16 protein-coding genes and 1 other RNA gene are annotated in these 14,436 nt (G+C 37.5%); 3 read left to right on the forward strand and 14 right to left on the reverse strand.

Annotated elements, in window-relative coordinates; all coding sequences use genetic code 11:
• Positions 1-279: 279 nt before the first annotated feature.
• The 6 genes from H4J70_RS03665 to H4J70_RS03690 are packed head-to-tail and all read right to left on the reverse strand — an operon-like array spanning position 280 to position 5,238.
• Entirely contained in the window at positions 280-1,551 is a 1,272-nt protein-coding gene (locus tag H4J70_RS03665; protein WP_182230112.1) for a lipopolysaccharide assembly protein LapB, read from the reverse strand.
• A gap of 5 nt (positions 1,552-1,556) precedes the next feature.
• Positions 1,557-2,171 (reverse strand): energy transducer TonB, encoded by a 615-nt coding sequence (locus tag H4J70_RS03670; RefSeq protein ID WP_070374081.1) that lies wholly within the window; start codon positions 2,169-2,171, stop codon positions 1,557-1,559.
• A gap of 3 nt (positions 2,172-2,174) precedes the next feature.
• Entirely contained in the window at positions 2,175-2,576 is a 402-nt protein-coding gene (locus H4J70_RS03675) for a biopolymer transporter ExbD (RefSeq protein ID WP_070374082.1), read from the reverse strand.
• A 12-nt stretch (positions 2,577-2,588) separates the two neighbouring features.
• On the reverse strand, positions 2,589-3,113 hold the full coding sequence (locus H4J70_RS03680; protein ID WP_146798594.1) for a MotA/TolQ/ExbB proton channel family protein: 525 nt from the start codon (positions 3,111-3,113) through the stop codon (positions 2,589-2,591).
• Entirely contained in the window at positions 3,113-4,456 is a 1,344-nt protein-coding gene (locus H4J70_RS03685; RefSeq protein ID WP_070374084.1) for a MotA/TolQ/ExbB proton channel family protein, read from the reverse strand. Before H4J70_RS03685 ends, H4J70_RS03680 begins: the two co-directional genes overlap by 1 nt.
• The gene (locus H4J70_RS03690) at positions 4,456-5,238 is read right to left on the reverse strand and encodes a DUF3450 domain-containing protein (RefSeq protein WP_070374085.1); all 783 of its coding nucleotides are present in this window, start codon (positions 5,236-5,238) and stop codon (positions 4,456-4,458) included. Before H4J70_RS03690 ends, H4J70_RS03685 begins: the two co-directional genes overlap by 1 nt.
• Positions 5,239-5,687: 449 nt before the next feature.
• On the opposite strand from H4J70_RS03690, the gene H4J70_RS03695 reads away from it, so the two are divergent.
• The 3 genes from H4J70_RS03695 (at position 5,688) to H4J70_RS03705 (ending at position 7,464) form a co-directional block, all read left to right on the forward strand.
• A complete protein-coding gene (locus H4J70_RS03695; RefSeq protein WP_182244085.1) occupies positions 5,688-6,473 on the forward strand; it encodes a TSUP family transporter in 786 nt (261 codons plus the stop codon).
• Positions 6,474-6,495: 22 nt separating this feature from the next.
• Positions 6,496-7,101, forward strand: coding sequence for a primosomal replication protein PriC (gene priC, locus H4J70_RS03700; RefSeq protein ID WP_182217995.1), 606 nt, complete (start codon positions 6,496-6,498; stop codon positions 7,099-7,101).
• A 99-nt stretch (positions 7,102-7,200) separates the two neighbouring features.
• A complete protein-coding gene (locus H4J70_RS03705; RefSeq protein ID WP_070374088.1) occupies positions 7,201-7,464 on the forward strand; it encodes a late competence development ComFB family protein in 264 nt (87 codons plus the stop codon).
• 566 nt (positions 7,465-8,030) lie between these two features.
• On the opposite strand, the gene ffs is transcribed toward H4J70_RS03705, so the two are convergent.
• From ffs to H4J70_RS20445, 8 genes are all read right to left on the reverse strand, one after another.
• Positions 8,031-8,127, reverse strand: an RNA gene (gene ffs, locus H4J70_RS03710) — signal recognition particle sRNA small type.
• Between the two features lie 170 nt (positions 8,128-8,297).
• Entirely contained in the window at positions 8,298-9,155 is an 858-nt protein-coding gene (locus tag H4J70_RS03715) for a DUF3014 domain-containing protein (protein ID WP_182217997.1), read from the reverse strand.
• Between the two features lie 145 nt (positions 9,156-9,300).
• A complete protein-coding gene (gene maiA / locus H4J70_RS03720; RefSeq protein ID WP_182217998.1) occupies positions 9,301-9,954 on the reverse strand; it encodes a maleylacetoacetate isomerase in 654 nt (217 codons plus the stop codon).
• 33 nt (positions 9,955-9,987) lie between these two features.
• A complete protein-coding gene (gene tyrR, locus H4J70_RS03725) occupies positions 9,988-11,538 on the reverse strand; it encodes a transcriptional regulator TyrR (protein WP_182218000.1) in 1,551 nt (516 codons plus the stop codon).
• A 110-nt stretch (positions 11,539-11,648) separates the two neighbouring features.
• Entirely contained in the window at positions 11,649-11,987 is a 339-nt protein-coding gene (locus tag H4J70_RS03730) for a 4a-hydroxytetrahydrobiopterin dehydratase (protein WP_182250642.1), read from the reverse strand.
• A gap of 9 nt (positions 11,988-11,996) precedes the next feature.
• Positions 11,997-12,809 carry a phenylalanine 4-monooxygenase gene (gene phhA, locus H4J70_RS03735; protein ID WP_182250643.1) on the reverse strand — a complete coding sequence of 271 codons (813 nt, stop codon included), beginning with the start codon at positions 12,807-12,809 and terminating at the stop codon, positions 11,997-11,999.
• A gap of 230 nt (positions 12,810-13,039) precedes the next feature.
• A complete protein-coding gene (locus H4J70_RS03740; protein ID WP_182230115.1) occupies positions 13,040-14,083 on the reverse strand; it encodes a YcjF family protein in 1,044 nt (347 codons plus the stop codon).
• 154 nt (positions 14,084-14,237) lie between these two features.
• The gene (locus tag H4J70_RS20445) at positions 14,238-14,336 is read right to left on the reverse strand and encodes a YcjX family protein (RefSeq protein ID WP_220470357.1); all 99 of its coding nucleotides are present in this window, start codon (positions 14,334-14,336) and stop codon (positions 14,238-14,240) included.
• Positions 14,337-14,436: the final 100 nt, after the last annotated feature.

A 14,436-nucleotide genomic window follows, 5' to 3' on the forward strand; every position in this document is an offset into this window, starting at 1 on the left:
ATCAGAGAAGACCTTTTTGGTGATGATTTAGGGTGTTAGGAAAGGTCTCTTTTATGGCAAAAGTGATCATTAGAAGGCAATCTCATTTAGTGATTGGTAGTCTCAAACATTATGTGCTGTAACACTATACAAGGGCTCAATTATTTTAATGAGGCGGTCAGTCTAAAAATTTATCAAGGATAATCAACTAAATTTAACAAAGTATCTTTTGGATTGAAGGAATTTTAGCGATAAAAAAACCAGCCATAAGGCTGGTTTTTAACGCAAAGACAAAAGAAGTTAAATAGAAACGTTCTTACGTGCTGCGGTATCTTTGATATAAGTAACCCAACCTTTAGCCGTTCTACGTGACTTAGGGTCTTTTAATGCTTTTTGTACATAAACATTGGCTTGCTTATAATTTTCAAGATAAAAGTATGATTCTGCAATACTTTGGTTCAAGCGACCTTCGTTACTAACACCAATCTCGATGGCTTTCTTTAAAGCAACTATCGCTTTAGCAAATTGCTCATCTTGATTTAACAACATACCTTGCTTGCTGTAATGCTTAGATAAATTAGTCATTTTGGCTAATTCACCGTAGTAAGCAGCAGCTTTACCTATATGCTGAGCAGCATGCCAGCTGTTAGCTAAAGTAAAGAGGTTTTTGTCATCACGAGGTACAACGCCCGAATCAATATACTTTTCCATTAAAACAGCTGCTTTATGTGGAATTTGACTTTGAGCATACAAGTTAGCAAGCATCTTAATTTCGTTTTCTTTATCAAGATAGCCTTGCTTATAAGCTAGATCCAATGTCTGTAAACTTTTTGGGTAATCTTCAACCATCGCATAAAACGAGGCTAACTGAGTCCAAAATAGTTTAACTTCAGGGAATAATTGCACTGCTGTTTCTAAAACTTCAACACATTCTTTAAACATCTTACGTTCATAATAAGAGTTTAATTTAAGAACATGTGGGTTTTGGTTTTTCTTATCACCAAAAACCGCGATAGCATTATCGGCAGCAGGAATAACCTTAGCGTATTGTTTAAGTTCTAAATTAGCCTGAGCTATTTTGATCCAAACATTACCATCAGTTTCCCCTGTAAATTTCATCCAAGCATCATAAGCAACAAGCGCTTCTTTATAGCCTTGTACTTGCATCTGCAAGTCACCCACTAGTTTCAGTGAGTCGGCATGCTCTTTCTCATTTAAGATATCAGGTGCAAGTGCTTTATTAAGGTAGATAATTGCATTCTTTTCATCACTTTTCTGCGCATACATCACGCCAATAAAACGATCTAAAAAAGCAATATCATAATCTTTTTTTGCATTTATTTCTAAAAGCAAAGTCAGAGCATTATCGATGTTAGAACCATCTTCAGCTTCAACGCCGTAAGCTTCAAAAGCTTTGGCTACCTTTTTACCAACAGTTGGACCAACAAGCTGTGTTTTACGCTCTTGTCTCTCACTCTGTTCTTCCCCTATAGCATAAGCTACAGGAGATAAAGGCAAATGAGCAATCGTTACTGAACCTATGATCAATATAGATATAAAAATCTTATTCATTCTGATTACTCCTTATTCATACTAAAGTCTAGTTGTACCGTTAAACCAGGACGACGTTGAGCAACACCGTCAACAACTTTTGGCTTGTAACGCCATTTTTTCAAAGCGCGTTTAGCCTCTCTGTCAAATATACGTTTCGGTTCTGAATCGATGACTTCAACATCTTCAACACCACCAAGTTCGGTAATGGTAAATGAAAGCTTAACCCAGCCTTCTTTACCATCACGAGCGGCTTGCTGTGGATACTTAGGGTCAATACGTACGATTGGCGATGCATCACCGTCACGTCCAAAACCAGCTCCCGGAGCAGACATACCTGAATTAGCACCAGATAATTGCACACTAGGCATATTAAACGTTAGTCCACCTGAGTTGTTATTAGCTTCAGGCTCTGGAGCTTGAGGCTTAGGTGGCGTTTTTGGCGGCGGTGGCGGCGGCGGCGGTACACGCTGTCGACGTTCTGCTGCTGACTTAGGCGGCGTAGTATTAACTTCTACAATAATATTATCTAATGGATCTTGTTTCGTCATGTCACCACTTGAAACAAGAAAAGCCATAAAAGAAAATAGTGCAAAAGTAACCGCTGCGCCTAGTAGTAATGAAACTAAAAAGCGAACCATAAACTACCCCTTCGCTGCAGCAATAGAAATTCTATCTATACCTGCATCTTTAATCGCATCCATCACTTTAACAACTATGCCATGTTTTGCATCTTTGTCTGCTTGAATGATAACAACATCAGTTGGTTGCTCTGCTAATAATTTTTCAATGTTAGCAGCAACACGTTCGACATCAACGCGACGTTTATCTAACCAAATTTCGCCATTTTCTCTAACAGCAATAAAGATGTTAGCTGATTTTTGCTTGCTTTGGTTAGCGGCTTTAGGTTTGTTAACTTCAATACCAGCTTCTTTTACAAATGAAGTGGTTACTATGAAGAAGATCAGCATGATAAATACGATGTCTAGCATCGGTGTCATATCAATTACTGCTTCTTCGTCTTCACGAATACGTTTACGTGCCATTCGAATATCTCTCTAGTGATGAGGTAAACTGTCAATCAGTTTAGCCTTTGCTAGTTTAACTTTAGCGTCTAACCTTGTACTGAAAAACACTCCTGATAACGCAGCAACCATTCCCGCCATTGTCGGGATAGTAGCCATTGATATACCAGCAGCCATCAGACGCGGATTACCTGTACCTTGTTGAGCCATTGTCTCAAACACACCAATCATACCGGTGACTGTACCTAGCAATCCAATCAGTGGACACATTGCCACTAAGGTTCTAATTGTGAGCATACGTTGCTCTAGTAATTCTGTCGCTTCGGAGATCCAAGTATCTCTAATCCGATGGGCATACCAAGATGTAGTATCTTGGCGTGCATCCCAACGATTGACGATATCGTCTTTCATTGCAGGATAAATTCTTGATAAGAACCAGTAGCGTTCAATCATCATTACCCACATCAGTAAGAGAGCGAAGGCAACAACATATAATACGTTACCACCTGTCGCAATAAAACTCCTGACAGATTCCCAAAGCTCTATCAGGAATAACATTATTTAGACTCCTTCTCAGCAATGGCAGCAATTAATCCTGCGCTTTGCTCGTCAAGCTTTTGCAATACTGACTTACTTTTACCCGCAACAACGCTGTGGATTAAGATAAGTGGTAATGCACAAATTAGACCTAATGCAGTTGTTACAAGTGCAAGAGAGATATCACCAGCCATTATTTTCGGGTCGCCTGTACCAAACAATGTAATCGTTTGGAAAGTCATAATCATACCGATTACTGTACCTAATAGACCCATTAATGGAGCAATAGCAGCAAACATTTTGATTAAGTTGATACCGCGATCAATTTTCGGTGTTTCGCGTAAAATAGCTTCATCAAGTTTAAGTTCAAGTGTTTCAGCGTCAACATTTTTGTTTTCGTGATAAACCTTGATTAAACGTCCTAGTGGATTGTTATCATTAGGCTGTTCAATATTCTTTTCTTGAGTCTTGATGCGAGAGCTAATAGTCGTTAAGAAAATCATACGCTCTAAAGCAATTAAGAAACCAATAACAAGTAATACTGTGATTGCATAACCAACAGTGCCACCTTCATGGTAGAACTCCATAAGAACTTTCTTACGAGTTTCAAGAGCTAAGATACCGCCACGTGAAGGATCTACGTATAGAGGATGATAGCCAGAAGTTTCGCCAAAGAAATCAGAAGCTGTGCTAGAAATATAACCCGCTGGCTGTTTAGCCAAAGGTTGAATTTGACCAACTTCATCATTGTAGTTTAAGAAACCGTCAGCAGATACTAAGTTAAAAGTACCAATACGTGTAACAGTTTGCGTAGAGGTTGAACCATCTAAGCTTGTTACTTCAGCGCTAAACTGTGAAATTTTACCCGATTGAGTCATTTCAGTTTGTAAAGCAATCCATAACTCTTCAAGTTGCTCAAGTTCAGGTATTTTCTTAGAGTTGGCAATAACATCTAATGTTGCGCCACGTCCAGGAAATTCAGCACTTACAATTGATGTTACGATTTGACCGTAAGCATCAGCGGCAGCAGCACGAGTAACACCAAACATTTCGCCAAGAGTACCTTTAGCGTTGTCTAATTCAACTGAACGTTGCGCGATAGTAATATCGTTAGCAGCATATTCTTTAGTTAAACGGTCGTTACGTGTATTTTGATTAGCTAATTCTTTCTTAGCTTTATTCAAAAGTGCTTGCTTGTCTGCACGAGCTGAAGTGAACTCTGCTTCGCGCGCTTTATCAAGCTTGCCTTCAGAAATTCGATCGTTTTTAACTTGTTTTAATAAATCATCCAAGTCATTAGCTACGGCTGAAGTTGCTACAGTCATTGACGCAGCAAGCATTACAAAATTAATAATTTTTCTCATTATTTCGCTCCCGCTGCAAATACTGGTAATTTAGTCAAGTCTTTTGGTAATTGGTTACGCGCCATAGCGATTGCATCTTTAGTAGGCTTTAAGTATTCATCGCCTAATGCTTCCCAACCGCGTGTTTCATTGTTCCAAACCCAAACATTTTTCATGTCTAGTGATTGAGCAACTAGAGCTACACGGCCCATATGAACGAAGTCAGCAGTAATTGTACGGTCGCCTAAATCAAGCTCACCTTGGTAAGCTGCAAAAACAGTACCGTAGTTTGCTTCAATTTCGTAAGCTTCAAGTACTAAACGAAACTGTTCAGATACCGAAATATCAGAAGCGCCTAGCACGTCACGTAAATTAGCAACGCGCTCTTTACGATTTTCAATATTCACAGGAATATCTAACGCTACAAACTTGTCTAACGTATCAATCATCTTATACATAAGAGGAACGATACCTTGTTTAGTTTTGTCAATACCAGCGATCTGATCTTCTAAAGATTTGATATTCGCAAGTTGGTCATTAACCATCAATTGAATGTGATCATTGTATTGAGATAAAGTTTCAGCTTCATCAACAGTTAAACGATATTCACCTAAAAGCTCAATAGTTTGTTCATAAATACTATTGATTTTTTGTTGTGATTTTTTAGAAGCTTGAAAAGTGCTAGCTTCTGCTTTTTGTAGTTCTGATAATGCATCTGCAGAAGCGAAGTTGCTTGCTGTTAATGCTAGTGCGCCAATTATCGTCGAAGCGATAAGGCTTTTCTTGTTGCTAAATTTGGACATAGTTCCCAACCAATTGCTATTGAATGTGGATAACATGGAGATGTTAACGCAAATTTAATAATCTGCCATTTTAAGTTTTTATTTCTCTAGAATAAAACAATGCAATACTCCCAGACGACAGCGTTGCTGTCAACTAGGTACATAAAAAAGGCTGCTAATTACCAGCAAATTACATAAATTTGCTGGTTTCGTTACAAAAAATAAACATTAAGTTAAAAAAATCATAAGTGATTTGCAGTAACTTTCTGAATAAATTAGGCGACTAAACAAACACAATTTTCTGTAAATATATTTGCTCCTATTAGTTTTACTAATTCATTCGTACTAAGTCAAATTTATTTATTGAAATATTGATAATATTTATAAAAAAAAGGTTGGTAATTTGACATATTTAAAGATTAAAACCGTGCTACTATTCGCCTATAGCACTAATTTACCTATATTTATTTATGTTTATAGATTCAACTTTTAATTTTGAAATATGGTTCACTTTATGTGCCATTGGATTTATCGCAGGACTCATTGATGCAATAGCTGGCGGTGGTGGTATGCTAACTGTTCCAACATTACTCTCGGCCGGTTTACCACCACATCTTGCTTTAGGTACCAATAAGCTTGCCGCTACTTTTGGTTCATTAACCGCTTCAGTGACTTTTTATCGTAAAAAGCTATTTGATCCCAAATTTTGGCGTTTATCTATTTTATATACGGCGATAGGTGCTGTTGTGGGCACGTTTGCTGTTGGCTATTTGTCAGGTGATTTTCTAGAAAAATTTATTCCTATTGTTATCGTTATCACTGCCATTTACACCCTGTTTTCTAAAACCATTGTCACTGAGTTAAAGGGGCTACCTGCGTTAACTTTTCGTTTAAAAATCACCCAAAGTATTCAGGGTTTACTCTTAGGATTTTACGATGGCTTCGCCGGTCCTGGAACCGGGGCATTTTGGACCGCATCCTCAAGTGCACTCTACAAAATAAACATATTACTGAGCTGCGGATTGGCGCGTTCAACTAATTTTGTCAGTAATTTCTGTAGTTTATTAACCTTTATTTATTTTGGTTATGTTAATTTTATTATCGGTATTTCGATGGGTATATTTATCATGCTAGGTGCTGCTGTGGGTGCACATTGGGCAATAAAGTTTGGTAACCGCTTTATTCGTCCTGTTTTCATCATCGTCGTTATTTCTATGTCAGCAAATTTAACTTATCATGCGTGGTTCACTCAATAACAAGGTCAAGAGGTCGTCAAATATGCAATTAGCAATCGACAGAATTACAGCTGTTTTAGATAGTCTAGCTGAGCAGGCTAAAATTATTGATACTGAAAATCAGCAGACTAAATCACATTATCTTTTAAAAGATAAAGATATCTTTTCAGAAGCTTTATTTGCCACCAATAGTGATAAAATAGGCGCATATGTTGATGAGGTACGTGGTAAAACTATCGAATTAGCTCGGTTATTAAAGAGTGGAAAAAAAGAACTATCGCAAAATAGATTACAAGGTATTGAGCAACAAATATCATCAATAATCAATGCAATAAGATCAAACAAAGGGCTTCATCAAGAAGCACAATACCGATTAACAGCGATAAACGCTAGGCGCTATAAAAAAGCGGCAAAAGAACTCTTTAAATCCAGTCAAGCGCTCTATCAGCAATTAGCAGAGCACCACGAGTTTGAGCGCCGCTTACTTGCTATGCTCAATGAAAGAGAGCAACTTCGTCAAAGCGCAACGCCTGCCAAAGCAAAGAAAATATTGGATGAAGTCCTTGCCCTTCACCAAAGGTTAGGTCGATGTCGTCAAGCTATTTCAAAAATAGAGCGCGAAATAGAAGTTTCAGAAAAACCGCGATGATATCTGTTAAATAACTCGCTTTTTGCTTCATCTCGCATTAATCTTAAATAATAACAAACAATAAATTAATCTATTATTTAATCGTAAAAGAGGGCTGGAATGAGAATATCTGATGACATTCATAACTATTATGAAAAACTAGTCGTACAACATTTTGCCGCGCTAAAATTAGAAGAGAAATATGAAGCTGATTTTATTGCTGACCTAACCTGTGTAGTGCTAAATCAACTACCCACTCGTTATATTAGACATGAAGTTGATATGTCATTCTACTTGCCTGCTTCAGAACGTTTTGAAATGGAAAACAATGTAAAAGTTGCGATTAGTAAGGCAATAGAGTTTATGAAAACTCATAACACTTAACTACTGTTCTTTGATTTATTAAGAAGGCAAGTGGTCAAGTCAATGCTCACTTGCTTTTACCCTTAAGCATTCCCTTTAAATGATGACCTGCCCTTTTATTAAACCGTTAAAATTTTAATACCGATTAATATTCATTTTTTTAGCCATTAACTAGCTAAATGCTTTTTACTTCATCAGAAACCAGCTAACCCACTTAAATGGCCTTAAAAGTATAAAGACATAAATACACCTGCATTATATCTTTGCACTCATTTTTGAGCGTTTCAGTGCTTACAAGTAGGATTTATAAATGTGTGATGACATTAGCAAATAATTTATTAACGGCTGACAAGTATCATAACCCCTTTAGATAACATTGCTGCCAGTAAAATTATCTGTTGGTAAGTTGATATTTTCTTGGCTTGTTTGTTACTGGATATTCTTGGGACTTTAGATGGAATTATTTCGCTAGCGATAAATACCGGCTCGAATGTATAAATGGGGAATTTTAGTCGTAAAGAGTTGGTACTGAAAGTTGCAAGGTAACTAAAGATTGTAAGTGATTGATATAAAAAGAGTGGTGGCAACCCTAGCAGCCACACCTCGGCACATGAGTCGTCTGCTGCGGTTGCTTCCTTCCGGATCTGGCCGAGTTCACAGAGTATCATTGCGAGGGGACCGAAAGGGTCACCATAGAAAGTTGTCGTTCTCACTTCAACGGCGCGAATTATGGCTAAAGATTTAGCTTGATGCAAGCGCTAGTTATATAAATAAAATCGTTCGCTGTTTTTTTAACCACACTAGCAGGTGTATAGCTAAAATCACCTTGAAATTAGCTTAGAATTACCTTTAAATTATGGACGCTCGCGTGCCAACCGTTCATTAATTTCTAATAAGACTGATTTAATAACCAATAGGTTTTCTTTACCTAAACGTAATAACAGTTTGTCGGCAGCATCAAGGGCTTCTATTTTTTCATCTTTAAAGCGAAACATCACACTGGGGCGAACTAAGTCTAATGATTCTTTTGGAATTTCCATATCCAAGACCTTGGTAATAGCATCATGTAAAACCTCAGTAAAGTTGTCGTCTGGATAGCCTAGCTCTGCATAAGCTTGATCAATCAAAGGCTTCATTTCAAAGTACGACTGCACCAGTGTTTCACTGTCAAATGAACGCAGTAAATCAACATAAAGTGTAAAGCGTCGCGCTGCTGACTCATCCCACTTCCAATCACTACTTGCCCCGTTGCTAACCTCATTTGCTAAAAATTTAGTATTAGGTTTAATTAACGGACTATGAGCGTAAGCGATATTACCTTGTGCAAAATTATCAGTGAATACCACAAAACGGCGGATCATATCTTTATCAATGACCAACTTTAACAGTTCTTTACGCCAGGTAAAACTTGGTAGCTTTTCTTGTAACCAAACATCACTTTCATTTAAGGTTGGTAATATCGGTTCTGGCTCAATAGCAACGACGGGTTCTGTCACAACTAAAGGAAAAACTTCTTCTTCAGTTAATATCGGCTCTACTATAGGCTCGGGCGGAATTTCAGCTTTAACGATAGCCACTGGCGCCACTTCAACAACTTCTTGTTCGGTTGTCGATGACATATATAACCAAACTAAGGCGGCTATCACTATAGCAATAATAACGGCAATAATGCCCCAGGAGGTTTGTTTACCTTTTTGCGCTTGATCTTCCATAGGTACCTAATATTCAATTTATCTAAAGAATGCATGATGAATAACCATTGCAACCCGTTTTCATCTAAGTTGCAAGGGAATACGTGATCTAAAATAACTTTTATTTGAAATTGAGTTTTTATCTTTTTATATTATTACTTAACAATTATAAAATAGCATCGTCTTGATTTTCTGGTAGTGCTTTTATAAAAGCAGGTAACTGGTTGCAACGCTCAACAATGGCATTAATAAGCGGAAATGCTGACATATCTACTTTAAAACGATTTGCATTGTAAACTTGTGGAACAAGGCAAAGATCAGCAATAGTGACATCATCACCATAGCAATATTTTCCTGATACCTTTTGTAGTTTTTCTTCAAAGGCAGCAAAACCTATGCTCATCCAATGGTGACTCCAAGCTAATTTATCTCTATCTTCAGCACCTAGTGTATTGACGAGATATTGTTGTACACGTAAGTTTGTTACTGGGTGTACTTCACACGCGATATCTAAGGCAAGTGCTTGCACTTGTGCTTTAGCATAAATACTTTCGGGATAGAGCTGTGGTTGAGGGTATTTATTATCAAGGTAATCAAGTATTGCCATACTTTGATTTAATACCAAGTCGCCATCAACTGTCTCATCAATTAACGTTGGAACTAAATGGGTTGGATTAAGTGCAATATAAGCTGCACTGTGCTGTTCACCGCCATTGTTAACTAAATGAACGGGTACAGATTCACAATCAATGTTTTTCAAGTGCAAAGCAATTCTTACTCGATATGCAGCGGACGAACGCCAATAACCAAAAAGTTTCATTTTATATCTCTATTTGTTATCTGTATGAATTATTTAAATTTTAACGGTTTTTTTATTGATGTCATATTCACGTAATTTATTTGCAATGGCGGTATGGCTTAATCCTAATTTTTTCGCTAATTGTCGCGTACTAGGATAAGCCGGGTATAGTTTTCTAAGTAAATCAGCTTCAAAACTTTTAACCGCAGCATCTAAAGTTCCTTCAAATTCCTTTTCTAGATAACCATGTTCACGTGTATATGCAGGTAATTGCAGATGAGAGGTCATCACAATACTGCCTTCCATTAATGATACCGCACGAATTAATACATTTTCGAGCTGACGAACATTACCTGGCCAAGGATAATGTTCGATAAAATCACGACAGTCATCTGACATAGTGACAATCGTTTTACCAATACGTTGACCAAATTTTACAATAAAAAATTCAGCCAGAGGGATAATATCCGAACGTCGGTCACGTAATGAAGGTATATTTAGTCCAAGTACATTTAAACGGTAGTAAAGGTCTTCTCTAAAATCGCCGGTAGAAACCATGCTAAGCAGGTCACAGTTGGTTGAGCTAATGATCCTGACATTGACCCTAATCTCTTCCTCGTCATTGACGCGACGAAAAGTACCATCTTGAATGACACGCAGTACTTTAGTTTGTAATTTAGGTGACATCTCCCCCACTTCATCTAGAAATATTGTGCCACCGTCTGCTGATTCAAATAAACCCCGCTTAGCTTTATTCTCGCCTTTTGAACCTGCACCAAAAAGTTCTGTTTCTGCATCGTCATCAGGTAATGCTGCACAGCTTAAAGTCATAAAAGGTTTGTTACTGCGATCACTCGCGGCGTGACAAGCATGAGCTAACAGCTCTTTGCCCGTGCCTGTTTCACCAACAATGAGCATTGAAGAGTCAAGGAGTGCCATGCGTTTTGCTTCACGAATAACTTTACGCATCGAGCCACTACTTGCTTGTATACCGGCAAAATTGTTTTCATTCGCTTGTTTAAAAGCACTTATTTGTTGGCCTAAACGTGCTTCTGATTTTAAAATTAATACCGCACCCGCTAAAACGGGGATACCGCTTTGATCGGTCACATGGATAGGCATGATATCAGCCACAAAGTCATCATCTTGAAACTTTAAGCGACGCGTTTGAGCAAGTACTTCATCGGCATCTAACCAGCGATTAAAGTTAAAGCCTTTTAACCAATTGCCAACATTATCGCCAATAATTTCATGATCTTTACAGCCCATAATACCGGCAGCTACGGTATTTACAATACGGATATCACCTTTTGCATCAATAGATATAAAGGGATCAGGAAAAGTTTTAATGAGCGTGGAGAGTTCATTACGCTCACGTTCAGAGGGCATAAAAGGTGTTGTTTTTACATCATTCACGCCTTCAATTAAACGTAAACGTGGCATAAAAGTTTGTAATTGGCTAAATTCTAAGTCAGGTATGTTGATAAAAATTTCGCCTGGCTGCTTTAGTTCGATGCCACGTAAATTAATTTCATGTTCAACAAATATTTCTAATACTTCTCGGGCAATGCCGACTCGATCGCAACAAACAATTTCTAAACGCATTTACCTTACCTTAATAGCCAAGTATTCCTGTTCGGTATTGTAAACTAATTTGTACAACAAAAAAAAGCCCCCTGAGGTAGGAGGCTGCTATTATCTAATGTAAGCAAATATTACAAAAGTTTGTCAGTTTTTGCTGCACAAATAAAATCATTACGGTGTAGCCCTTTAATAGCATGTGTCCACCAAGTAATTTTTACTTTGCCCCACTCTAATAAAATCGCTGGATGATGGAATTCTTCTTCGGCTAATGCAGAGACTTTATTTGCAAATGCCCATGATAATTTATAGTTCTTAAATTTATACTCACGTTCAAGCATCATAACCCCGTCACGTACTTCAGGGATCCAGTCTGGTATTTGTGCTAATAGTGCCGGTAACTCTTCATCACTCACTTGTGGCGCGCCAACTTGGCATGCTTCACATTTTTGTACAGATAATTGTTCAGTCATTATTTTTCCTTAACTCACATTATTAATTTCTTTTGCTGGAAACTTCGCTGGGTGTAAGCCTAAGGCTTGTGCTTGCTCAACCAACTCCATAATATCAGCCACTTCAAACTTTCTTAAATCATCTAAATCACTTACTTTATTCAGCATATAATAAATAGGCTGCATAACATCTATTCGATATGGCGTTCTTAATACGTCAAGTATGTTAAGTTTTTCACGTTCAACAATCTCGCTTTCAGTCGCGTGAATGGTTTCGCTCGGTGAAGACAAAATACCACCGCCATAAACTTTAATACCCTCAGGGGTATCTAATAAACCAAACTCGACCGTAAACCAATATAAACGAGCTAAAAATACTCTTTGCTCTTTAGTCGCATTAAGACCCATTTTTCCATAAGCCTCAGTGTAATCAGCAAACGACTTATTGGTTAATAAAGGACAATGGCCAAATATTTCATGAAAAACATCAGGTTCTTGCAGATAATCAAACTCTTCTCGGCTGCGAATAAAAGTAGCTACTGGGAATTTTTTTTCTGATAACAACTTAAAAAACGCACCAAAACCAATCAATGCCGGTACTGGCTCGCACTGCCAACCTGTTGTTTCTTTAAGTACTTTACTAACTTCTGCCAACTGTGGAATTCGGTCATGTGGTAAATTTAATAATTTTGAGCCTAATTTATATTCGTCACACGCTTTGTTTTCAACACATTTTAATTGACGAGTGATCAATTCCTGCCAAACGCTATTTTCTTCATCTGACCAATGAATGTGACCATTTTCATCAGCAACTCGCGAAATATACTTCGTCGCCATCCCCATGATATTACCTTATTTTAATTTTTATCATTATTCACTCACCAATGAGTGAGTCATGTTCTTCACTGATAATAAAACAAGCTTGACGGGAAAAATACCAAACGCTAACTGACTATTATTTAACCAGACAATAATAGCGTATAGAAAAAATTACAAAAATGTAAATACAAAAACAATAACAAATAAAATCAATAAGATAAAAACAACTTATTTATTCCTCACAAGGAATAAAACTACCTTATTAATAATTTTTTTACCTGACTGAGTATTTTTTTCCTCACTTGAGCTATTTTAGGGGTGTTTTCTTCAAAAGGAATGGGTCGACAAAGCTTAATAGTTTGAATACCCAAGCGTGACGTTAACATACCCGCGCCGAGTCCTTGTGCCATGCGCGCAGATAATTTACCTAATAGTTCAGCACCAACCAAGTCAGCTCCTAAATCAATGACTAACTCACTCGCGCCGGCATAAGCCATGTTAACGAAAACTTGTTTAATTAATTTTATTCGACTCCAGTAGCCAATTTTTAAACCATAAAGGCCGGCAATTTTGTCAATCATCCGTAAATTTCGCCAAAACATTAGCATCATATCAACAAGAGCAATCGGGCTTAAAGCAACTAATACTACGGCTTCTGTTGAAAATTTAGCGACTTCATCTAATGCTTTCTCGTCAACTTTTGAGAGTATTTCACGGGAGTATAATTGGAGTAACTCTTCATCACTGTATTCCTCTTTGACCAACGACTGCCAACTTTTTTCATGCTCAGACATCAAATCACAAGGTAAGTTTGCTGAAATGCTTTCACATAAAGCTTTTGCGTCAATATGTCGAGGGGAAGCTAAGTCAGTTGCTAATATATCTTTTGCTTTTGCTTGTGTACTTTGCTGGCGTTTAAATTGTCTTAATGCTGAATACTCACGTATCGCCGTTGAACCAACAATAACTGACAAACCAAAGAGCAGAACACCATACATACCAGCTAAAATAGGAGATTGAGCAAAGCCCTGTTGAAAAAATGTAAAGGTTTCTACCATAACAACGCCAGCAAAAACAGTGCCTACAACCCGCCATAACCAACGAGGCCTAGTTTTTTCCTGTGGGTTATCATCATTTAAATACCCTTGCTTAATTAATGATAAATCTTCTGATGCCTGCCAATCGTCATTACCGACAATAACTTGTTGGCCATTTGAAGGTAAATGACTTTTCTTTGTCGTTAACTCATCATTTTCAAAAAGAATTTGCTGTTGATATTTTTCATCGAGTTCATTCATCTATTTTATCTCCAAGCAAAATTGTATTACTTGCTTCATTCTTATATTTATCAAGGTCGATCATTTTATTTATCACCGGGTAAAAACTGCATCACTTGATCCATGCGTATCGATGGCTGGTAAGCACTATGCTTAGCGGCCAACACATCAACAATCATTTCATTTTATCACCAAGTAAAAACTGCATTACTTGGTCCATGCGTATCGATGGCTGGTAAGCACTTTGCTTAACGGCCAACACATCAATAATCATTTCATTTCATTTCATTTTATCACCAAGTAAAAACTGCATTACTTGGTCCATGCGTATCGATGGCTGGTAAGCACTATGCTTAGCGGCCAACACATCAACA

The organism is Colwellia sp. BRX8-9 (assembly GCF_014077245.1).
Taxonomy (GTDB): Bacteria; Pseudomonadota; Gammaproteobacteria; order Enterobacterales; family Alteromonadaceae; genus Colwellia_A.

What these genes read in the sequence shown, in the direction of transcription:
- H4J70_RS20445 (WP_220470357.1), bottom strand. Translation starts at nt 14,336, where the DNA reads ATGATTATTGATGTGTTGGCCGTTAAGCAAAGTGCTTACCAGCCATCG.
- H4J70_RS03730 (WP_182250642.1), bottom strand. Translation starts at nt 11,987, where the DNA reads ATGACTGAACAATTATCTGTACAAAAATGTGAAGCATGCCAAGTTGGC.
- H4J70_RS03670 (WP_070374081.1), bottom strand. Translation starts at nt 2,171, where the DNA reads ATGGTTCGCTTTTTAGTTTCATTACTACTAGGCGCAGCGGTTACTTTT.
- H4J70_RS03705 (WP_070374088.1), top strand. Translation starts at nt 7,201, where the DNA reads ATGAGAATATCTGATGACATTCATAACTATTATGAAAAACTAGTCGTA.
- phhA (WP_182250643.1), bottom strand. Translation starts at nt 12,809, where the DNA reads ATGGGGATGGCGACGAAGTATATTTCGCGAGTTGCTGATGAAAATGGT.
- H4J70_RS03695 (WP_182244085.1), top strand. Translation starts at nt 5,688, where the DNA reads ATGTTTATAGATTCAACTTTTAATTTTGAAATATGGTTCACTTTATGT.
- maiA (WP_182217998.1), bottom strand. Translation starts at nt 9,954, where the DNA reads ATGAAACTTTTTGGTTATTGGCGTTCGTCCGCTGCATATCGAGTAAGA.
- H4J70_RS03740 (WP_182230115.1), bottom strand. Translation starts at nt 14,083, where the DNA reads ATGAATGAACTCGATGAAAAATATCAACAGCAAATTCTTTTTGAAAAT.
- H4J70_RS03685 (WP_070374084.1), bottom strand. Translation starts at nt 4,456, where the DNA reads ATGAGAAAAATTATTAATTTTGTAATGCTTGCTGCGTCAATGACTGTA.
- H4J70_RS03680 (WP_146798594.1), bottom strand. Translation starts at nt 3,113, where the DNA reads ATGTTATTCCTGATAGAGCTTTGGGAATCTGTCAGGAGTTTTATTGCG.
- priC (WP_182217995.1), top strand. Translation starts at nt 6,496, where the DNA reads ATGCAATTAGCAATCGACAGAATTACAGCTGTTTTAGATAGTCTAGCT.
- H4J70_RS03715 (WP_182217997.1), bottom strand. Translation starts at nt 9,155, where the DNA reads ATGGAAGATCAAGCGCAAAAAGGTAAACAAACCTCCTGGGGCATTATT.
- H4J70_RS03665 (WP_182230112.1), bottom strand. Translation starts at nt 1,551, where the DNA reads ATGAATAAGATTTTTATATCTATATTGATCATAGGTTCAGTAACGATT.
- H4J70_RS03690 (WP_070374085.1), bottom strand. Translation starts at nt 5,238, where the DNA reads ATGTCCAAATTTAGCAACAAGAAAAGCCTTATCGCTTCGACGATAATT.
- H4J70_RS03675 (WP_070374082.1), bottom strand. Translation starts at nt 2,576, where the DNA reads ATGGCACGTAAACGTATTCGTGAAGACGAAGAAGCAGTAATTGATATG.
- tyrR (WP_182218000.1), bottom strand. Translation starts at nt 11,538, where the DNA reads ATGCGTTTAGAAATTGTTTGTTGCGATCGAGTCGGCATTGCCCGAGAA.